Raw genomic sequence first — 20,579 nt, 5'->3', positions numbered from 1 at the left:
CCATGCCATGACCCGCATCCTTGTCATCAACCCCAACTCCTCGGTCTCGGTGACGGCGGCGATCGACGATGCCGTCGCGCCGCTGCGGATCGCTGGCGGGCCGGAGATCGAGGTCGTGGGCCTTGCCGAGGGACCGCCGGGCATCAGCTCGCAGCGCGATGCCGACAGCGTCGTGATGCCGCTGGTCAACCGCGTGTCGCGTGACGGTGCGGATGCCTTCGTGCTCGCCTGCTTCAGCGATCCCGGCCTGCATGCGGTGCGTGAGGCGGCCGGCGGTCGTCCTGTCATGGGCATCGCCGAATGCGGCATCTTTCGCGCGCTGATGCTCGGCGAACGTTTCGGAATCATCGCGCTGTCGCCGTCGAGCATTCGCCGCCAGCAGCGCATGGCGCGGCTGATGGGCGTCGACAGCCGCTACGCCGGAAGCTGGTCGGTCGGCGCGAGCGCGGCGGAGACGGCAGGCGCCGACATCCGCGCTCGCCTGATCGAAGCCGGTCGCGCGCTGGTCACGCAATGCCGCGCCGATGTCGTGGTGATGGGCTGCGCCGGCATGGCGTCGCACCGTGCAGCGATCGAGGATGCGGCCGGCGTGCCCGTGATTGAGCCGGCGCAGCAGGCCGTCGCGGCGGCGATTGGCGCGGTCTTGTTGAACACGTAATTCCTTCAGGAGCCTCTCGTAATGCCCCTCTCTCGCCGCTCGCTCCTCAAGGCAGCCGCCGCCGTGCCGGTGCTTTCGCTGCCGGGCATTGTGCGCGCTGAATCTCAGTCGACGCTGCGCTTCATTCCCGTCATCGACCTCGCCTTCGTCGATCCCGTCTATTCGACCGCGCAGGTGTCGCGAAACCACGGCTTCATGGTCTACGACACGCTCTATGGCATGAGCTCGTCGCTCCAGGTCTCGCCGCAGATGCTGTCGGGTCACGCCATCGCCGGTGACCAACTCGAATGGGACCTGACCCTGCGCGACGGCCTGTTCTGGCACGATGGCGAGCGCGTGCTGGCGCGCGATTGCGTCGCGAGCATCCGCCGCTGGGCCGCGCGTGACGGCTTTGGCGGCGAGCTGATGGAGGCGACCGCCGAGCTGTCGGCGGCCGACGACCGCACCATCCGCTTCCGCCTCAAACGTCCGTTCCCGCTGCTGCCGCAGGCGCTCGGCAAGGCCGCGATCAACGCCTGCTTCATGATGCCGGAGCGGCTGGCAAGCCAGGACCCGTTCAAGCCGCTGACCGAAGTCATCGGCAGCGGCCCGTTCCGCTACCTCGCCGATGAACGCGTGCAGGGCGCCCGCAACGCCTACGCCAAATTCGAGCGCTACCAGCCGCGCACCGAGGGCAAGCCGGATTGGACGGCGGGACCGAAGATCGTGCATTACGACCGCGTGGTCTGGACCACGACGCCCGATGCCGGCACTGGCGTCGCAGCGCTTCAGACCGGCGAGCAGGATTGGCAGGAGACCACGCCGCATGATCTGTTGCCGATCATCAAGGCCGCCGGCGACATCGAGACGCGCATCCTCGATCCCAGAGGTTATGCCTGCATGCTGCGTCTCAACCATCTCCAGCCACCGTTCGACAATCCCGCCGTCCGTCGCGCGCTCCTGGGGGCGATCGATCAGTCAGCGTTCATGACGGCTGTCGCCGGCACCGATCCGGCGTTCCAGGTGTCGCCGATCGGCTTCTTCGCGCCGGGCACGCCGATGGCAAGCGAGGTCGGCCTCGACGTGTTCCGAGGTCCGCGCGACTACGCCAAGGTCAAGGCCGACCTGAAGGCCGCCGGCTACAATGGCGAGAAGATCGTGGTCCTCGTTCCCACCAACTCGCTGGCGCAGAAGCCGCTCGGCGAGATCGCCGTCGACAGCCTGCGCAAGGCCGGCATGAACGTCGAATACGCCGGGCTCGATTTTGCTGTCGTCTTGCAGCGCCAGCTCAAGAAGGATCCGATCGGGCAGGGCGGCTGGAGCGCGGCGGTCGGCAATTGGCAGGGCATCGACTGGCTCAATCCGGCCGGCAACACCAACCTCCGCGGCGAGGGCAAGGTCGCGGGCTGGTATGCGAGCGAGAAGATGGCCGGCCTGCGCAGCCAATGGCTGGCGGCCTCCCAACTCGCCGAGCAGCAGCGCATCTGCCGCGAGATCCAGGCCGTGGCGTTTGAGGAAATACCCTATATTCCGATCGGCCTGTACAAGCAACCGACCGCCTATCGTAAAGCCATCACCGGCATTCTCGACGGCACCGCCGTCTTCTGGAACGTACGCCCCGCATGAGCAGCATCGCGATCTTCGGCAGCTATGTGCTGTCACGGAAAGACGGCGCGCAGGATGTGCTGCGCGACCATTGGGTCCTGGTCGAAGGCAAGAAGATTGCGGCGGTGACGCGCGACAAGCCGCGCGCCGACGAGGTCTACGATCGTCCCGGCCGCTTTGTGCTGCCGGGCCTCCTCAACCTACACAATCACTGCTTCTCCGAAGCGGTGGCGCGCAGCCACACCGAGGACGGCAATGGCCGCAAGAACAACCAGAGCATCGTCTACACGGTGCTGCTGCCGCTGACCAAGCGCGGCGCCGACCTGTTGTCGGCGGAAGAACGCATGGCCGTCGCACGGCTCGGCATCCTCCAGCTGCTGAAGGGCGGCGCCACTACGGTGATGGAGCCGTTCCGCAACTCGATCCCCGAGATGTTCAATGCGGCGGAGGAGATGGGCATCCGCTTCTACGGTGCGCCCTATCTGTTCTCGACGTCCGACGCCAAGGCCGGCCCGGACGGCGTGGTCCACTATTCAGGCGATGACGGCACCGCCGACATGGCGACATGGGATGCCCTCTATCAGCGCTGGAACAACCGCGGCGACGGTCGCATCGGGCTCGCGATGAGCCCGCACGCGACCGACACCTGCGGTCCCGACCTGTTGAAGGCCTGCGCCGTGCGGGCGCGCGAGCTCGACGTACCCATCACGACGCACATGGCGCAGAGCCGTGCCGAAGTCGAGATCATCGGCAAGCGTTATGGCGGCCGCACGCCGGCAGAATATCTTGACTGGCTCGGCCTGCTGGCGCCCGACCTCATGGCGGCGCACTGCATGTTCAGCAGCGACGACGATCTCAAGCTGATGGCCGCGCGCGGCATGACCGTGCTGAACTGCCCGCGTGTGTTCGCGCGCGCCGGCGTTACCGCGGCCTTCAGCCGCTTCGCGGAGCACGGCGTGCGCACCGTGGTCGGCACCGACGGCTACAACATGGATTTGCTCGGCGAACTCAATGCCGCCTCGCTGATCTCCAAGATCACCTCAGCGCGCGCCGACGTCGCGAACTCGCCCGAGCTGATCGACGCGAACACGGCCGTTGCTGCCGACGTCATCAAGCGCCCGGATCTCGGTCGGATCGAGCCGGGGGCGACCGCTGATCTCACCGTGGTCGATCTCACCCATCCGCATCTTCAGCCGCTGTTCGATCCGCGCCGCGCGCTGATCGCGCTCGCCAACCGTGCCAACATCGATCAGGTCATGGTCGACGGCTGCATGCTGGTCGATGCCGGCCGTTATCTCGGCGCTGACGAGGCGGCGATCACGGAAGCGGGGAATGCTGCGATCGGCAGGATCTGGGACCTGCCGGAGGCGCAGGCCGCGTTCAACGGCTGAGGGGTCTCCTGGAGCCACGAAGGTGGTGCGCTCCCTCTCCCGCTTGCGGGAGAGGGCAGGGGAGAGGGTTCTCTCCATACGAGGACACTCCCGATGAGGAGAGAGCCCCACCCGGCGCTTCGCGCCGACCTCCCCCGCAAGCGGGAGAGAGGTTGCAGCGAGCCCGCGGCGAGATCGATTGAACTCAAAACGTTCTTGGCTAGTCGTCGAATTCAGCGAGTGACTTGCGCATGGTCTCGACGAGATCCAACGCTACCGGCGAGGGGCTGCGCTGCGCGGGGAAAACGGCTGAGAACTCGAAGTCGATTCGCGGCAGGAAGCGGCGCGTGATGACGCCGCGGGTGGAAAATTCCCGTGCGGTGAAGGGGTCGCAGATCGCGACGCCGAGCCCTGATGACACCATGCCGCACATGATCTCCGACAGCGTGGTCTCCACCCGCAGCACGCGGCGGACGTCACTGCGATGGAAGGCCTGATCGACGAGGTGCCGGCTCGACGATCCCGCCGACAGTGAGATGAACGTCTCGCCCTCGAAATCGCCCGGCTCCAAAACCTCTTTCTCCGCCAAACGATGTCCGGTCGGCAGCACCGCGACGCGCGCCAGTGCCGGCAGCCGCAGGCTCGGCAGGCCGGAATGGGCGATCGGCACCTCGGCAAAGCCGATGTCGCATTGATTGTTCAGCACCCAGTCGACCACGATCGGCGAGATCACCCCGAAGAAGGCGAGGTTGAGGTTGGGCCGCTCCTTCAGAAAATGCCCGGCCAGTCGCGGCAGGTAGCCATTCGACAGCGCTGGAAGTGCTGCGATCCGCAACGAGCCGGTGCGGCGGCCGCGGATTTCCTCGGCTGCCGCCGTGATGCGTTCGAGGCCGACGAAGGACCGCTCCACTTCAGTATAGAGCGCCATCGCTGCGGCGGTCGGCACCAGCCCGGTGCCGCGCCGTTCGAACAGCTCCATCTTCAGCAGCGCCTGGAAGTCACGCAGCAGCCGGCTGACTGCCGGCTGCGTCACGGTCATCAGCGCCGCCGCTTCGGTGACGCTGCCGGTCAGCATCGTCGCGCGGAAGGCCTCCACCTGCCGCGAATTGATCCGCGCCATCAAAAATTCCATTCATAACATTTCGGCATGCAAAGGGTGCCATTATTCATTGGACGATGGAAGCTTGAGTTTGCGATCTTTTTCATCAGCGCTGGAGACAGCCCGCTTTTTCGGCAGATTGGAGGGGTTCAAACCTCCGGATCGCGCCAAAACCCGCCGAGCGGGGGCCGGAGCCCTGGTCGGAGAGGAATTTGCGCGGAAGGGAATGCGGAAGTCGCTTCGGCCACGAGACTCGTCGGCACGTCACCTCATCCCGGTATGGAGATCGGACCACATGAAGACTCTTCGCCTTCTGACAGCGGTCAGCATCGCGGCGCTCATTGCCGCCCCGTCGGTCGCCTCGGCCCAGCAGAAAACGATTTATGTCGCCGGCTATGGCGGCTCGTTCGAGAAGACCATCCGCGACGAGGTGATCCCGACCTTCGAAAAGGAGAACGGCGTCAAGGTCGAATACGTCGCCGGCAACTCCACCGACACGCTGGCAAAGCTCCAGGCGCAGAAGGGCAATCAGCAGATCGACGTCGCCATCGTCGACGACGGCCCGATGTACCAGGCGATCCAGCTCGGCTTCTGCGGCAAGCTCGACAGCCTGCCGGCCGATCTCTACGACACCGCCCGCTTCAAGGACGATCGTGCGGTCGCGATCGGCATCGTCGCCACCGGCCTGATGTACAACACCAAGGTGTTTGCGGAGAAGGGCTGGGCGCCGCCGACCTCGTGGAACGATCTGAAGGATACGAAATACGCAAAACAGCTCGTCATCCCGCCGATCAACAACACCTATGGCCTCGAAGCGCTGGTGATGCTGTCGAAGATGAACGGCGGCGGCGAGGCCAACGTCGATTCAGGCTTCAAGATCTTCAAGGAGCAGATCAATCCGAACGTGCTCGCCTACGAGCCGTCGCCGGGCAAGATGACCGAGCTGTTCCAGTCCGGTCAGGCCGTGATCGCGGTGTGGGGCACGGGACGCGTGCAGAGCTTTGCCAACACCGGCTTCCCGGTTGACTTCGTCTATCCGAAGGAAGGCGCAGCCACGCTGCTGACGACCGCCTGTCCCATCACCAAGCCGAACGTCTCGCCGCTGGCATCGAGCTTCATCAAGATGCTGCTCGAACCGAAAATCCAGCTCGTGTTGCTGAAGGATTACGGCTATGGCCCGGTGCTGAAATCGCTCGTGATCCCGCCGGAGCTCGGCAAGATGGCGCCGATCGGGGAGCGCGCTGCAAAGCTCTATAATCCGGATTGGACGGTCATCAACGAGAAGCGCGAGGAGTGGACCAAGCGCTGGAATCGCGAGGTCGAGCGCTGATCGGCCATACCGGAGACAGAGCCATGGCCTACCTCGAGCTCGATCGGGTCGGGAAGCAGTTCGGAACGCAGACTGTGGTCGACGACTTCAGTCTCGCAGTCGGGAAGGGGGAATTCGTCTCCTTCCTCGGCCCCTCAGGCTGCGGCAAGACGACGACCCTTCAGATGATCGCGGGCTTCCTCGACCCGACGCACGGCGCGATCCGGCTGGAGGACAAGGACCTGACCGCGATCCATCCGGCCAAACGCGGGCTCGGCATCGTGTTCCAGAGCTACGCGCTGTTTCCGCACATGACGGCGGCGGAGAACGTCGCCTTTGGCCTCGAGATGCGCAAGGTGGCGCGCTCGGAGCGGACCGAGCGCGTCCGTGCCGCGCTCGCAATGGTTGGGCTCGCCGGCTATGAGGACCGCCATCCGCGTCGCATGTCCGGCGGGCAGCAGCAGCGCGTTGCGCTGGCGCGTGCGCTGGTGATCAAGCCGAGCGTGTTGCTGCTCGACGAACCGCTGTCCAATCTCGATGCCAAGCTGCGCGAGGAGATGCAGATCGAGCTGCGCCAGATCCAGCGCACCATCGGCACCACCACGATTCTAGTCACCCACGACCAGAACGAGGCGATGTCGCTGTCCGACCGGATCGTGGTGATGAGCCAGGGCCGCATCGAGCAGATCGGCACGCCGCAGGAAACCTACGAGCGCCCGGCCTCGGCCTTCGTCTCGCAGTTTCTCGGCAAGACCAACGACTTTGCCGCGACCATCGATCGGACGCGTGCGCCTGCGCTGTTAATGGCGGGCTCCTGGAGCGCGCCCGCGCCGATTGGTCTCAGCGGCTCCGTCACCGTGAGCGTTCGTCCTGAAAGAATCGGCTTTGGGAATACGGGCCTCAGCGCAAAGATCATCACCCGCATTTTCCAGGGTAATCATTGGCTGTTTCAGTGCGACAGTGAATGCGGCCCGGCGATCGTGATCCGCCAGAATGACGGCGAGAGGCAGCCGGTGGAAGGTGAGGCGGTCCGTCTCGCCTGGCGTCCCGAGGACATGAGTGTGCGCGGGGGAGCCTCCGCATGAGCACAGCCGCCGAGCAACGCAGTGCACGGGCTCCGTGGGCGCTGACAGCGCCTGCCCTGATGCTGTTCGTCGGCGTGCTCCTGATCCCGCTGGCAATGACCGTGATGCTGTCGTTCCACGACTGGGGCCAGTACAAGGGCATCGAGCCGGTCTTCATCCTCAAGAACTGGCGCGAGATCGCGACTGATCCCTATTACGCCGAGATGTTCTGGCGGACGTTTCGCATCGCGATCGTGACCACCCTGCTCACCGCCGTGCTCGGTGCGCCCGAAGCCTACATCCTCAATCGCATGAGCGGCCGCTGGAAGAGTATTTTCCTGCTGGTGATCCTCGGGCCGCTGCTGATCTCCGTGGTGGCGCGCACGCTCGGCTGGGCGCTGCTGTTCGGCGGCAACAACGGCCTCGTCAACAAGCTGCTGATGTCGGCCGGTCTGATCCACGCTCCCATTCCCTTCATGTTCACCGAGACCGGAATGGTGGTCGCGCTGGCGCATGTGATGATGCCGTTCATGGTGCTGTCAGTGTGGGCGGCGCTGCAGCGGCTCGATCCGCAGATCGAGAATGCCGCATTGTCGCTCGGCGCGGGGCCCGTGACCATCATCCGCCGCATCATCATGCCCCAGATCATGCCGGGCGTGCTGTCGGGCGCGATCATCGTGTTCTCGCTCTCGGCCAGTGCGTTTGCGACGCCTGCGATCATCGGCGGACGCCGGCTCAAGGTCGCAGCGACGCTCGCCTATGACGAGTTTCTCAACACGCTGGACTGGCCGCTGGGGGCCGCGGTCGCAACGCTGTTGCTGGTCGCGCTCGTGCTGATCGTGGTCGGCAGCAACGCGCTGATCGAACGGCGCTATGCGGAGGTTTTCCGATGAGACGGAACGGCCCGCTCGCGCTGATCTTCCACACCATCTTTGTCATTGTGATGGTGGCACCGATCCTGGTGGTCTGTCTCGTTGCCTTCACCCCCGAAGGCTTTCTGTCGCTACCGACCAACGGTTTTTCGCTGCGCTGGTTCAGGGCAATCGCCAACTATCCCGAATTCATCCACGCCTTCTGGGTCAGCCTTGGGCTGGGTGCGCTGTCCTCCTTCGTGGCGCTGTTGTTTGCGGTGCCGGCGGCGCTGGCGATCGCTCGTTACAGGTTCCGCGGTCGCGATGCGCTCGCAGCTTTGTTCCTGTCGCCACTGATGATTCCGCATGTCGTGCTCGGCATCGCTTTCTTGCGCTTCTTCACCTCGGCGGGCCTCGGCGGCAGCTTCGCCGCGCTGATCATCGCCCATGTCATCATCGTGTTTCCGTTCGCGCTGCGGCTGACGCTTGCGGCGGCGACCGGCATGGACCTCTCGGTGGAGATGGCGGCTGTCTCGCTCGGCGCCAACGGCTGGACGCTGTTCCGCCGCGTGACACTGCCGCTGATCCTGCCGGGCGTCATCAGCGGCTGGGCGCTCGCCTTCATCCAGTCCTTTGACGATCTCACCATGACCGTCTTCCTCGCCGCGCCTGGCACCGAGACGCTGCCGGTGCGCATGTTCCTCTACATTCAGGACAACATCGATCCGCTGGTGACGTCGGTCTCGGCCTGCGTCATCGCTGTTACCATGACCGCCCTCATTCTGCTCGACCGCTTCTACGGGCTCGACCGTGTGCTCGCCGGCAAGGGCGTTACGGGACGATAGGAGAACCAATGCGAAGTGATAACGACGTCGCCGTCGTCGGCGGCGGATTGCTCGGCTCCGCCATTGCCTGGGGCCTCGGCCGGCTCGGCAAGCGCGTCGCCGTGCTCGACGAGGGCGACATCACCAAGCGCGCCTCGCGTGCGAATTTTGCCCTGGTCTGGGTCCAAAGCAAGGGTCTGGGCATGCCGGCCTATACGGTGTGGACTGTGCAGGCATCGCAAGCCTGGAGGCGGCTTGCCTCAGAGTTGAAGCAGCAGACCGGGCTCGACGTCAGCCTCCAGCAGAACGGCGGTTTTCATCTCACGCTCGGCGACGACGAATTCGGGCAACGCGCCGAACTGGTCAAGCGCATGCACAACCAGACTGGTGCCGCCGACTACAAGATGGAGATGCTCTCAGCATCCGAGGTGAAGAAGTCGCTGTCGCTGATCGGCCCTGAGGTCTCGGGCGGCAGCTATTGCCCGCTCGACGGACACGTCAATTCGCTGCGCACGTTTCGTGCGTTCCACACCGGCTTCAAGGCATTCGGCATCGATTATTTGCCGGAGCGACCGGTCTCGGCGATCAGCAAGAGCGGCGGCGAATTCCGCCTGACCACGCCGAAGGGCGAGCTGCGCGCCACCAAGATCGTGCTCGCCGCCGGCAACGCCAACCAGACGCTGGCCCCGATGGTCGGCCTCTCAGCGCCGATGGGCCCGACCCGTGGCCAGATCGTGGTCACCGAGCGCACCATGCCATTCCTGCCGCATCCGCTGACCACGATCCGCCAGACCGACGAGGGCACGGTGATGATCGGCGACAGCAAGGAGGACGAGCTCGACGATCGCACGCTGAAGCATTCGATCAGTGCCGTGATGACCGATCGCGCCCAGCGCATGTTCCCGCATCTCGCGCGGCTCAACGTGGTCAGGAGCTGGGCCGGCATCCGCGTCATGCCGCAGGACGGCTTTCCGATCTACGACCAGTCGGAGACCCATCCCGGCGCCTTCGTCGCCTGCTGCCATTCCGGCGTGACGCTCGCTTCCAACCACGCTTTCGAGATCGCGCGCATGGTCGCGCAGGGCGCGCTCGAGCCCGAGTTGGTCGGTGCGTTCTCGGCCAGCCGTTTTGGCACCGCCGGTGCTGCGAACAACAGCGGCTACTAGAGATATTGAAGGAGCCAAGATGTTCAAACGATCCGAACAGGACAAACGGCCGCCGGTGCAAATCTTCGTCGACGGCGTTGCCGTCGCGGCGCGGCAGGGCGACACCGTCTCCGCCGCGCTGCTGGCTTCCAGCCGGGATGTGCGGCGGTCCACAGCGGTGAGCGGCGCGCCGCGTCTTCCCTACTGCATGATGGGCGTGTGCTTCGACTGCCTCGTCACCATCGACGGCGTCGGCAACCGACAGGGCTGCCTCGTGCCCGTCGCCGAGGGCATGCAGATCGAAATCCAGAAGGGCAAGCGGGAGATCGGAAAATGACTGTGGCTCCCAAACGCGAGGACTACGACGTCGTGGTGATCGGCGCCGGACCTGCCGGCCTCACCGCCGCCGCGACATCCGCCGAATCCGGTCTGTCGACGCTGCTGCTCGACGAGAACATCGGTCCCGGCGGCCAGGTGTTTCGCGCCATCTCTTCGACGCCGGTGACCGAGCACAGCCAGCTGGGCGCCGATTACTGGGTTGGCGCGGACCTCGTGAAGACGCTGCGCGCGAGCACTGCGGAGGTCATCCATCGCGCCACGGTCTGGAGCCTCGACCGCAATCTCGATATCGCCGTTTCGATCGGCGGCGCGTCCGCGTTCGTCAAGGCGCAGCGCGTGATCCTCGCGACCGGCGCGCTTGAGCGGCCATTTCCGATTCCCGACTGGACGCTGCCGGGCGTGATGACCGCGGGTGCGGCGCAGACCATGCTGAAATCGTCGGCGCTGGTGCCGGATGGACGCACGGTGATTGCGGGGCAGGGGCCGCTGCTCTGGCTGCTCGCCGCGCAGATCTTGCGTCTCGGCGGCCGCATCGACCGCATTCTCGACACCACCGAGCGCGGCAATTATTTCGCCGCCCTGCCGCACGCCTTCGCGTTCCTGACCTCGCCCTATTTCGCCAAAGGCTTGTCGATGATGCGCGAGGTGAAGGCCAAGGTGCAGGTTGTTTCCGGCGTCACCGAGCTTGCCGCATCCGGTGACGGCCAGCTCGCGAGCGTGAGCTATGTTGCCGGCGGCAAGCGCGAGACCATTCCAGTGGATTTGCTGCTGCTGCATCAAGGCGTCGTGCCCAACGTCAACCTGGCGATGGCGGCCGGCGTCGATCATCGCTGGGACGATCTGCAATTGTGCTGGTCGCCTGTGCTCGATGCCAGCGGCAACTCGTCGGTCGCCGGCATTGCGATCGCCGGCGATGGCGCCGGCATCGGCGGCGCGAATGCAGCCGTGGTCCGCGGCCGCATCGCGGCGCGCGCGGCGATGGAAGCATTGGCGCCCGCGGCCGCCGCGAAGCTTCCCACGATGGCGACGCTCCGCGCCGATCTCGCCAAGGCCGAGCGTGGCCGCGTTTTCATCGACACGCTGTTCCGTCCGGCGCCGCAGTTTCGCATTCCCGTAGGCGACACCATCGTCTGCCGCTGCGAGGAGGTGACCGCAAAGGACGTTCTCGATGCGGTCGCGATCGGTGCGACCGGGCCCAATCAACTCAAGGCCTATCGCCGCACCGGCATGGGCCCGTGCCAAGGCCGGCTCTGCGGCCTCACCGTCACCGAATTGATGGCGCAGGCGCGCGGCAAGACCCCGCAGGAGATCGGCTATTACCGGCTGCGCGCGCCGGTCAAGCCGATCACGCTCGCCGAGCTTGCTGCCGTTCCGAAGACCGAGGCCGACATCAAGGCCGTGGTGCGCGGATGACAAAAAGCGTGGATGCGATCGTCGTCGGCGGCGGCATCCACGGATGCTCGACCGCGCTGCATCTATGCCTCGCCGGCCTGAAGCCAGTGCTGATCGAGAAGGACTATGCCGGCCGCCATGCCTCCGGCGTCAATGCTGGCGGCGTCCGCCAGCTCGCGCGGCACATCCCGGAAATTCCGCTCTCGATCCGTTCAATGGGGATATGGGAGAAGATCAAAGACCTGCTCGACGACGATTGCAGCTTTGAGAGCTACGGCCAGGTTCAGGTCGCCGAAAATGAGGAGGAGCTCGCGGTCTGCCGCGCGCGCGTGGCCGAGCTCAACGCACTCGGCTTCACGCACGAAGAGCTGATCGACGCGGCCGAGTTGCGCCGGCTGGTGCCGGCGGTGGCTGAAACGTGCCCCGGCGGCGTGGTCTCGCGCCGTGACGGCGCGGCCAATCCGGCGCAGACGACGACGGCGTTCCGGCGCAAGGCCCAGCAACTCGGCGCAACCGTGCGCGAGGGCGTCGCTGCATCCAACATCCGGCAGAGCGACGGCCTCTGGCAGGTCGATGTCGGCGCTGAAACCTTTGCCGCGCCGGTGCTGGTCAACGCCGCGGGCGCCTGGGCCGGCACGATCGCATCTGCGCTCGGCGAGCCCGTGCCGGTCGAGACCGTGGCGCCGATGTTGATGATCACCTCGCGCGTACCGCACTTCATCGACCCCGTCGTGATCCTGCGCGGCCGAAAGCTCTCCTTCAAGCAGTTCAAGAACGGCACCGTGCTGATCGGCGGCGGCCATCTGGCGACGCCCTATCAGGATCGCAACGAGACGGTTCTGGACTGGAAGAGCCTCGCGACCAGCGCGCGCACCGTGTTCGAGCTGTTCCCGGTGATGCGCAGCGCCACCATCGTCCGCGCCTGGGCCGGCATTGAGGCCAAGACGAAGGACGATCTTCCGGTGTTGGGGCCGAGCAGCCGCCACAAGGGTCTCTATCACCAGTTCGGCTTCTCGCTGCACGGTTTTCAGCTCGGCCCCGGCGCCGGCGCCGTCATGGCGGAGCTGATCGTCAATGGCGGTACCCAGACTCGAATCGGCGATCTCGGCATCGACCGCTTCCATCCTTCCACGCTCTAGCTACAAGAGGACATCATGAGCATCATCCGCAGCATCCGTACCCCCATCATGCACCGCGCCGTCGAGGCCAACGGCTTCGTCTTCCTCGGCGGCACCATCGCCGACGACACCTCGGTCTCGATGGGCGAGCAGACCCGCAACATCCTCGGCAAGATCGCTGGCTATCTGAAGGAGGCCGGCACCGACAAGTCGCGCGTTGTCAGCACCTCGATCTTCGTCACGGATCTGTCCAAGAAGAAGGAGATGGACGCGGCCTGGACCGAATTCTTCGGCGACAATCTGCCGACGCGGGCCACCGTCGGCGTCGCCGATCTCGGCGGCAGCGCGCTGATCGAGGTGGTGGTGACCGCGCTGAAGGGCTGATGGCGGAGGCTGAGTGGGAGGGCGGCGCTTCCCTCGCGCTGTCGGCCCTGCGAGCCGTGATCTCGCGCGGCGATGGGGACCAGCTAGAGAAATCTCAACGGCTGCCCCAGCCCATCGTCCTAACAACAAAAACCCGACGCTCTGCCCCCAGCGCGTCGGGTGGAAAAAATGAGTATCAATCCGTGATCCCAACACCATTATTGTGACGCGTGCCGCACTCATTGACCACTCCGGGAAACTACCGCGTCGGTACCGGGCGAGGTCTTATGCGCTACCGCCCGGTTCCAGCGCTTCGCCCATCTCCAGCGGATGGGCCATGGTTTCGTGCAAGGCGTCGCGGTCGAGCTCGCCTTCGGAGATGCTGATGACGACGCAGGCGACGCCGTTTCCGATCAGATTGGTCAGCGCGCGGCACTCGCTCATGAACTTGTCGATGCCGACCAGGATCGCGATCGACTGGATCGGGATGTCAGGCACGATCGAGAGGGTGGCGGCCAGCGTGATGAATCCGGCCCCGGTCACGCCCGAGGCGCCCTTCGAAGTGATCATGGCGACGCCGAGAATGCCGAGCTCCTGCCAGATGGTCAGATGGGTGTTGGTCGCCTGCGCCAGAAACAGCGTCGCCAGCGTCATGTAGATGTTGGTGCCGTCGAGGTTGAAGCTGTAGCCGGTGGGAATCACGAGGCCGACCACCGAGCGCGAGGCGCCCAAATGCTCCATCTTCTGGATCATCTGCGGCAGCACCGTCTCCGACGATGAGGTGCCGAGCACGATCAGCAGTTCATCCTTGATGTAGGCGATGAAGCGCAGGATCGAGAAACCGGCAAGCCGGGCGATCGAGCCCAGCACGATCAGCACGAACAGGATGCTGGTGAGATAGAACGTGCCGATCAGGGCCACGAGGTTGAGCAGCGAGCCGAGGCCGTAGGCGCCGACGGTGAACGCCATCGCGCCGAACGCGCCGATCGGCGCCACGCGCACGATGAGGCGGATGATGCCGAAGAACATCTTCGCGGCCTTGTCGATCGCCTCCGCAATCGGCTCACCAGGCTTGCCGAGGAGCGCAATGGCGAAGCCCGACAGGATCGAGATCAGCAACACCTGCAACAGATCGCCCCGCGCGATGGCCCCCACATAGCTGTCGGGAATGATCGCCAGCAAATGAGCGACGATGCCTTCCTCCTTGGCCTTGGTGACGTAGGTCGCGACCGACTTCGGATCGATCGTGGCGGGGTCGATGTTGAAGCCGTGGCCGGGCTGGAGGATCTCGCCGACAAGGAGACCGACCGCGAGCGCGACGGTCGAGACCGTCTCGAAATAGACCAGCGACTTCAGCCCGACCCGGCCGACGCGCTTGAGGTCGCCCATCGAGGAGATGCCGTGCACGACGGTACAGAAGATCACCGGTGCGATCATCATCTTGATCAGCGCGATGAAACCGTCGCCAAGCGGCTTCAACGCCTTGCCGAGATCGGGATAGAAATAGCCGATCAGCACCCCGAGTGCGATCGCGATCAGCACCTGGACGTAGAGGATCTTGTACCAGGGCTGATGCCGGCGATGGATGGCTGGCTGGATCGCGATCTGTGTCATATTATGTGCCCCGGAACGCATTGATTTTTCGGGATTTGATGATTTCGCATCATGTGATGGTCGCCGCGGAAGCGACAATCACATTTTTGTCGGATCGCACGAAGATCGATCGCTGCACCGCAACGGGGGAAACATGACGATCGCAACAGGCGCGGACGAGCAGGCGCAAAGCTATTTCCCGCGTTGGAAACTGAAGACCTCCGGCGTGATCATGCCGGAGGAGAGGCTGTCATGGGGCCAGACCATCGTCTCCGGTCTCCAGCATTGCGTCGCCATGTCGGGCTCGACGATCATCGCGCCGCTGCTGATGGGATTCGATCCCAACGTTGCGGTCCTGTTCTCCGGCATCGGCACGCTGATCTTCTTCGTCATCGTCGCCGGGCGCGTGCCGAGCTATCTCGGCTCGAGCTTCGCTTTCATCGCCGTCGTCCTCGCTGCCACCGGCTATACCGGGCTTGGGCCGAACCCGAATCTCTCTGTCGCGCTCGGCGGCATCGTCGGAGCCGGCGTGTTGTACGGCGTGATCGCGCTGATTGTGATGTGGTCGGGGGTTGGCTGGATAGAGAGGCTGCTGCCGCCAGCCGTCACCGGCGCCGTGGTCGCCGCGATCGGCCTCAACCTTGCGCCCGTGGCGGTCAAGGCGGTGAGCGCCAACGCATTCGATACCTGGATCGGGCTCGCGACCGTTCTGATCATCGGCGTGGTTGCCGTTGCCGCTCCGGGTCTGTGGCGCCGCCTGCCGATCATCCTCGGCGCGATCGGCGGGTATCTCTTGTATTTGCTGTTCGCCAACGGTTTCGGCTTCGGCAAGCCGGTCGACTTCGCGCAACTCTCGTCCGCGCCATGGTTAGGCATGCCGGGCTTCACAACGCCGACCTTCCAGGCCGATGCGATCTTTCTGATCGCGCCTGTTGCGGTCATTCTCGTTGCCGAGAATCTCGGTCACATCAAGGCCGTCGGCGCCATGACGGGCAGGAGCCTCGATGCCTATCTCGGCCGGGCCCTGTTCGCCGACAGCCTCGCGACGATCGTGGCGGCCTGCGGCGGCGGCACCGGCGTCACGACTTACGCAGAAAACATCGGCGTCATGGCGGCGACGAAGGTCTATTCGACCCTGCTGTTTGCCTTCGCCGCCACGGTGTCGATCCTGCTCGGCTTCTCGCCGAAATTCGGCGCACTGATCCTGTCGATCCCGGGTCCCGTCATCGGCGGTCTCTCGATCGTGCTATTCGGATTGATCGCCGCGATGGCGGGCCGGATCTGGGTCGAGAACAAGGTCGACTTCGCCAATCCGGCGAACCTGATCACCGTCGCGGTGGCGCTGACCGCCGGCGCGGGCGATCTCACGCTCAAATTCGGCGCGTTCACGATCGGCGGGATCGGCACGGCGACCTTCGCTGCCATCATTCTGTACCAGATATTGACCTCGCCACTCGCCCGGCGCGCCGAATGAATCGCAGCGATGCGCTGAGCGATGGAACAAAATCCCTGTTTGGCCGATGATGAGGCATCCCGGAGAGAACCCATGCCGCAAACCGATCGTTCGACCTCGTTTCACTCGCGCCTCGTCGGCCAATATGCGCTCGTGACCGGTGCCTCGCAAGGCATCGGCCGCGCCGTCGCCATCCGGCTCGCCCAGGAAGGTGCGACCGTCGCCATCAACTATTTCGGTCACCCTGAAGGGGCCGAGGAGACGCTCGCGCTCGCCCGGACGGCATCGGCCGACCGCGGCCATGGCAGGCTCGATCATGTCATCGTCAAGGCCGACGTCGGCAATGAGCAGGACATCGCCGCGATGTTCGAGACGATTTTGGCACGCTGGAAGCGCCTCGACTGCCTCGTCAACAACGCCGGCTTCCAGCGGGAATCGCCGAGCGAGGCGCTCGACATCGATACCTATCGCCGCATCATCGACGTCAATCTCAGCGGCGCCGTGCTCTGTGCGCAGAAGGCGCTCGCGCATTTCGTCGCGCGCGGCGCAGGCGGCAGCATCATCAACTGCTCCAGCGTGCACCAGATCATCCCAAAACCCGGCTATCTCGCTTATTCCATCAGCAAGGGCGGCATGGCCAATCTTACGCGTACGCTGGCGCTCGAATTCGCGGGCCGCGGCATTCGCGTCAATGCGGTGGGTCCGGGCGCGATCGACACGCCGATCAACGCGGCCTGGACCGGCGACCCGGAAAAGCGCGGCGTCGTCACCGGACACATTCCCATGGGGCGCGTCGGCACGCCGGAAGAGATCGCCGCCGTGTTCGCCTTCCTCGCCTCGGACGATGCCAGCTACATCACCGGCCAGACCATCTATGCCTGCGGAGGCCTGACCCTGTTCCCCGAATTCCGCGAGAACTGGGCGAGCTAAAGGCGTGCCATGACAATCGGTGCGGATCAACTCTCGGTCGGCCGTTCGAATCCGGCGGTCAGTTTGATCAAGTCACTCTGTCGCGCCGTGCCGGTCTTGCGAAAGAGGTTGTGGAGATGCGTCTTGACGGTCGCCTGCGACGATCCCAGCAGATCGGCCAGGGCCTGCACGCCGCTGACTTTCATGAGGCCGTCGAGCACGCGGATTTCACCCGCGGTGAGGCTGTAAATTTTTGCCAGCGCTTCCAGCGGGGGCGGGCTGGCCGGCGATGTCCTGCGAACGAACACGGCCGCTACTGCGGAATGCACCGCGCCGGCCCGCTGGCGGTCGCCCGACGTCAGCGGCAAGACATGTGCGAACCAGCGGCGAGCGGGTGAATCCGAAAGCGGAATCGCCGCGCCATGGCTTCCGGCCGCGAGGTCGGCGCTCTCGGCTGCCACCAGCAGGTCCCGGAGCATGCGGTGCGCCTCTGGCGCGACAGCCGCCAGTGCGCCTCGCCGCTCGCGCAGTAGCGCGCCGTCGTCGAGCATGGCGCGCGCCTGCTCATTGACATGGACGATCCGGCCGTTCTGCCCCAACAGGAATATGGCGGCCTCGATATTGTCGAGAGTTTCGGTGAGAACCGCCTGCGCCGTGTTGCGCTGATCGAACAAGCGGCCAATGGCGACTGCGCGCTGAAAATGCGGCACGATCAGCGCGGCCCGCTGTCTCGCGGCGGCATCGACGATCCCATGGGTGTTATCCCTGCGAATATTGAGCACGGAGGAACTCGTCGTACCCTTTTCCAGGTTGACGCAGACGACGTCGGCAATCCCCTGCGGTTCGACCCATTCCTTGTGGAAGCGCGTCTCGAAGAGCTCCGCTTCGGGAACGATATCGGCCGGCGTGTAGATCAATCCGGGTTCGACAAAAGTTGCCGCCGGGAAGACCGGATTCATCGGCATGTATTTCTCGAAATAGAGACGCGTGTAGTGCGGGTCGTCGTTGAATAAATGTAGTGCGGCCGAACTTTCGCTGGCGACATCGTGCCAATACAGCACGGCGGAAGAGCCGCCGACGAATGCGCAGGAGCGCTCCAGCGCCCGCAGCCAGAGGGTCGGGTCAAGTGCGGCGTCGTAGATATCGCCGATCAGTGCTGAGAGCATCGAGGCTTCAGACGTCACGGCCAACCCAAATCGTATCGAGCATGCATTCGCGATATTCTCGGCATTTGCGCCTGTTTGCGTCACGTAACACACCTCAGGTCACGCTCACCACAATCATACCTGCAAAAAATGACAGATATGGCAAGCGTCATGCACGGTGGAACGGCGAAGGCGTAATTGCTCAGATCACGGCTTTCCTGCCGTGCTCTTGAGCACGGCCGAATTTGCCAGGAAGTGCCCTCCATCGTTTGCATCGACTTGCCTGCGTTCGCCAGAACTCGCCGCCGATGCCCGGACCATTCGTGCCGCTCTCTGGAGGGCGGCGCTTGCTGCCGCGAAGCATCGCGATGCAATCAAGCAACAATCGGAAAAAACCGGGCGGTCGGCGCCGCACGCACAGACGAATTCAACCGAACGGTTGATGTCCGGCCTGTCGCCTTGGCCCACAGTTACGTTGGGCGCAATTGGTTAACCGACTGACCAGGATCGGCCAGCGTTTTTGAGCCGGGCGCGCAAATGCCTCGTGAGGTCCCTCAAGCGACGTTTCGTCTGATCAAATCTTTCGCTGGCGCTCTGGATATTGACCTCAATCGTCGTCCTCTCGGTAGACCCGGCGCCCGCTGCCGCGCAAGTGGTCTGCGGCGAAGCGGGGACAGGCAATCCGATCGGCCTCGCGACGGGCATCGGCGCCGTCGCGTGTGGCGGCAATGCTAGCGGTTCCGGCAGCGCGACGATGGGCGCCTTCAGCAAGGCGAGCGATGTCAGTAGCACGGCCCTCGGTTCGAGCAGCACGGCCAGCGGGGCATTTAGCACGGCGACCGGCAATGCCAGCGTTGCAAGCGGCTACGACAGCACTGCGAGCGGTGCTGCCAGTTTGGCGGCCGGCCTCGGCAGCACAGCGAACGGCACAAACAGTCAAGCGACCGGCGCCGGCAGCACCGCGATCGGCGGCGCCGTGTTCGTCGGCGATGCTGCCATTGGGTCGGGCAATTACAGTGTCGCGATCGGAGGCGCCGGCGACGGAGCCGCCGGCGTAGGCGCACATTCCAGCGGCGACAAATCGATCGCGATCGGCCTGAGTAGCGTTGCGGCGGGCCCATCCTCGACGGCCATCGGCACCGGCGCCTCAGCCGGCTTCGCAAACTCGACCGCGGTCGGCACCGGCGCGACGGCGACGGCCGCCAATCAGGTCGCGATTGGAACGTCCAGCAACAGCTATCGCATGGCCGGTGTCGCGTCCGCGGCAAGCCTCGCGGCGCAAAGCGGACCGGTCTCCTTCGTCACCACGGATGCGGCCGGCAATCTTGCGACGTCGAGCTTCAATCCGGCGAGCCTCACGACATTGCAGTCGCAGTTCACCTCGCTGCAGTCGCAGGTCACGTCGTTGCAGTCGCAAGTGATGGACAGCCGGCTCGAGGCTCGCAGCGGCACCGCCGTCGCGCTCGCGGCCGGTTCGACGCCGGCGCTACAAGCGGGTCGCAAGTTCGCGCTCTCGGCCGGCTACGGCAATTTCGAGGGCGCCAATGCCTTTGCGCTCGGCGCCACCGCGCTGCTCTATGACGGCAAGAGCTATGCGATCATCGCCAATGCCGGCGGCGGCATCGGACTCGAGCGCAACGTTGCAGGCGGGCGCGGTGCCGTCTCGATCCAGTGGTAGGAAGAACCCGTTCGCGATGATGCTGCGTTGGTTGAGTGCGGGCCTTGGTCTACCGATTGCCGGGCTCCCTATTCTGGGAGCCGTGACGACATCTGCGCAGCAGACCCCGCCGCAGCCGCATCAGGCGCCGGCGCAGCAACAGGCGGCCAAGCCCGCCAACATCGACCGCAACGGCGTGCTGATGCTGATCCGCTCGACGCTGCTTGCGCTCGATCACGCCAACAAGACCGGGAATTACACCGTGCTCCGCGACCTCGGCGCGCCCGGCTTTCAGGTGAACACCGCTGCAAAGCTTGCGGAGATTTTTGCCAAGCAGCGCGGCGACAAGCTCGATCTCTCTGGTGTCGCCGTCATCGATCCGCAATTGTCGCTGCTGCCGCAGATCGAGCCGAGCGGAATGCTGCATATGGCAGGATTTTTTCCGTCGGTGCCCTCGCAGGTGAATTTTGAACTGCTGTTCGCGCCGGTCGAAGGACAATGGCGCGTGTTTGGCGTGTCGCTGTCGGTCGGTCAGTCCGCCCCCGTGGCGCCCGACGTGCCCGAGCCTTCACCGGGCAAATCCGTTGTTTCGCAAAAGCAGGCCACGCCGACGAAGCCAAGCGTGCCCTCGAAATAGCCGTCGCTATCTTCATCGCAACGATTGTCGAGCGGAACTTAACGCGGGTTGTCGTCGTCAATCTTGTGG

The 20,579-nt window shown here is 64.8% G+C and carries 19 protein-coding genes; 16 read left to right on the top strand and 3 right to left on the bottom strand.

From position 1 onward, the window contains the following. Window positions 1-7: 7 nt before the first annotated feature. Genes IVB31_RS06170 through IVB31_RS06160 form a run of 3 tightly spaced genes read left to right on the top strand, consistent with a single transcriptional unit; the run spans window position 8 to window position 3,633 of the window. Entirely contained in the window at window positions 8-658 is a 651-nt protein-coding gene (locus IVB31_RS06170) for an aspartate/glutamate racemase family protein (RefSeq protein ID WP_247319855.1), read from the top strand. A 21-nt stretch (window positions 659-679) separates the two neighbouring features. Continuing rightward, window positions 680-2,263, top strand: a complete 1,584-nt coding sequence (locus IVB31_RS06165) for an ABC transporter substrate-binding protein (protein ID WP_247319853.1) — start codon at window positions 680-682, stop codon at window positions 2,261-2,263. Then, a complete protein-coding gene (locus IVB31_RS06160) occupies window positions 2,260-3,633 on the top strand; it encodes an amidohydrolase family protein (protein ID WP_247319851.1) in 1,374 nt (457 codons plus the stop codon). Before IVB31_RS06165 ends, IVB31_RS06160 begins: the two co-directional genes overlap by 4 nt. Window positions 3,634-3,832: 199 nt before the next feature. Here the strand turns inward: IVB31_RS06160 and IVB31_RS06155 are convergent, their stop codons facing one another. Further along, window positions 3,833-4,732 carry a LysR substrate-binding domain-containing protein gene (locus IVB31_RS06155; RefSeq protein ID WP_247319849.1) on the bottom strand — a complete coding sequence of 300 codons (900 nt, stop codon included), beginning with the start codon at window positions 4,730-4,732 and terminating at the stop codon, window positions 3,833-3,835. A gap of 274 nt (window positions 4,733-5,006) precedes the next feature. Here IVB31_RS06155 and IVB31_RS06150 point away from each other — a divergent pair, with 274 nt between their 5' ends. The 9 genes from IVB31_RS06150 to IVB31_RS06110 are packed head-to-tail and all read left to right on the top strand — an operon-like array spanning window position 5,007 to window position 13,137. Continuing rightward, window positions 5,007-6,041, top strand: a complete 1,035-nt coding sequence (locus IVB31_RS06150) for an ABC transporter substrate-binding protein (protein WP_247319847.1) — start codon at window positions 5,007-5,009, stop codon at window positions 6,039-6,041. A gap of 23 nt (window positions 6,042-6,064) precedes the next feature. After that, window positions 6,065-7,105 (top strand): ABC transporter ATP-binding protein, encoded by a 1,041-nt coding sequence (locus IVB31_RS06145; RefSeq protein ID WP_247319845.1) that lies wholly within the window; start codon window positions 6,065-6,067, stop codon window positions 7,103-7,105. Beyond that, window positions 7,102-7,977: an ABC transporter permease gene (locus IVB31_RS06140; RefSeq protein ID WP_247319842.1), complete on the top strand. Its 876-nt coding sequence runs from the start codon at window positions 7,102-7,104 to the stop codon at window positions 7,975-7,977. The genes IVB31_RS06145 and IVB31_RS06140 overlap by 4 nt, the downstream gene beginning before the upstream one ends. Continuing rightward, complete coding sequence (locus IVB31_RS06135; RefSeq protein WP_247319840.1) at window positions 7,974-8,780, top strand: ABC transporter permease; 807 nt, start codon at window positions 7,974-7,976, stop codon at window positions 8,778-8,780. The genes IVB31_RS06140 and IVB31_RS06135 overlap by 4 nt, the downstream gene beginning before the upstream one ends. 8 nt (window positions 8,781-8,788) lie before the next feature. Further along, on the top strand, window positions 8,789-9,925 hold the full coding sequence (locus IVB31_RS06130; RefSeq protein ID WP_247319838.1) for an FAD-dependent oxidoreductase: 1,137 nt from the start codon (window positions 8,789-8,791) through the stop codon (window positions 9,923-9,925). A 19-nt stretch (window positions 9,926-9,944) separates the two neighbouring features. Then, window positions 9,945-10,241 carry a (2Fe-2S)-binding protein gene (locus IVB31_RS06125; RefSeq protein ID WP_247319835.1) on the top strand — a complete coding sequence of 99 codons (297 nt, stop codon included), beginning with the start codon at window positions 9,945-9,947 and terminating at the stop codon, window positions 10,239-10,241. Beyond that, window positions 10,238-11,656 carry an NAD(P)/FAD-dependent oxidoreductase gene (locus IVB31_RS06120; protein WP_247319833.1) on the top strand — a complete coding sequence of 473 codons (1,419 nt, stop codon included), beginning with the start codon at window positions 10,238-10,240 and terminating at the stop codon, window positions 11,654-11,656. The genes IVB31_RS06125 and IVB31_RS06120 overlap by 4 nt, the downstream gene beginning before the upstream one ends. Next, complete coding sequence (locus tag IVB31_RS06115) at window positions 11,653-12,774, top strand: FAD-dependent oxidoreductase (RefSeq protein WP_247319831.1); 1,122 nt, start codon at window positions 11,653-11,655, stop codon at window positions 12,772-12,774. The genes IVB31_RS06120 and IVB31_RS06115 overlap by 4 nt, the downstream gene beginning before the upstream one ends. A gap of 15 nt (window positions 12,775-12,789) precedes the next feature. Further along, complete coding sequence (locus tag IVB31_RS06110; protein WP_247319830.1) at window positions 12,790-13,137, top strand: RidA family protein; 348 nt, start codon at window positions 12,790-12,792, stop codon at window positions 13,135-13,137. A gap of 264 nt (window positions 13,138-13,401) precedes the next feature. Here IVB31_RS06110 and IVB31_RS06105 read toward each other — a convergent pair whose 3' ends face one another. Next, window positions 13,402-14,730 (bottom strand): dicarboxylate/amino acid:cation symporter, encoded by a 1,329-nt coding sequence (locus IVB31_RS06105; protein ID WP_247319828.1) that lies wholly within the window; start codon window positions 14,728-14,730, stop codon window positions 13,402-13,404. A gap of 133 nt (window positions 14,731-14,863) precedes the next feature. Here IVB31_RS06105 and IVB31_RS06100 point away from each other — a divergent pair, with 133 nt between their 5' ends. Beyond that, the gene (locus IVB31_RS06100) at window positions 14,864-16,183 is read left to right on the top strand and encodes a solute carrier family 23 protein (RefSeq protein ID WP_247319825.1); all 1,320 of its coding nucleotides are present in this window, start codon (window positions 14,864-14,866) and stop codon (window positions 16,181-16,183) included. A gap of 72 nt (window positions 16,184-16,255) precedes the next feature. Continuing rightward, window positions 16,256-17,092: an SDR family oxidoreductase gene (locus IVB31_RS06095; protein ID WP_247319823.1), complete on the top strand. Its 837-nt coding sequence runs from the start codon at window positions 16,256-16,258 to the stop codon at window positions 17,090-17,092. A 26-nt stretch (window positions 17,093-17,118) separates the two neighbouring features. On the opposite strand, the gene IVB31_RS06090 is transcribed toward IVB31_RS06095, so the two are convergent. Next, complete coding sequence (locus IVB31_RS06090; protein ID WP_247319821.1) at window positions 17,119-18,237, bottom strand: LuxR family transcriptional regulator; 1,119 nt, start codon at window positions 18,235-18,237, stop codon at window positions 17,119-17,121. A 580-nt stretch (window positions 18,238-18,817) separates the two neighbouring features. Here IVB31_RS06090 and IVB31_RS06085 point away from each other — a divergent pair. After that, window positions 18,818-19,894: a YadA-like family protein gene (locus IVB31_RS06085; RefSeq protein WP_247319819.1), complete on the top strand. Its 1,077-nt coding sequence runs from the start codon at window positions 18,818-18,820 to the stop codon at window positions 19,892-19,894. Window positions 19,895-19,910: 16 nt separating this feature from the next. After that, window positions 19,911-20,510: a hypothetical protein gene (locus IVB31_RS06080; RefSeq protein WP_247319817.1), complete on the top strand. Its 600-nt coding sequence runs from the start codon at window positions 19,911-19,913 to the stop codon at window positions 20,508-20,510. The last annotated feature ends 69 nt before the right edge of the window (window positions 20,511-20,579 follow it).

This window comes from Bradyrhizobium sp. 21 (assembly GCF_023073335.1).
Taxonomy (GTDB): domain Bacteria; phylum Pseudomonadota; class Alphaproteobacteria; order Rhizobiales; family Xanthobacteraceae; genus Bradyrhizobium.
Note: the sequence above shows the minus strand (reverse complement) of the source record. Positions and strands in the feature narration are given on the sequence as shown.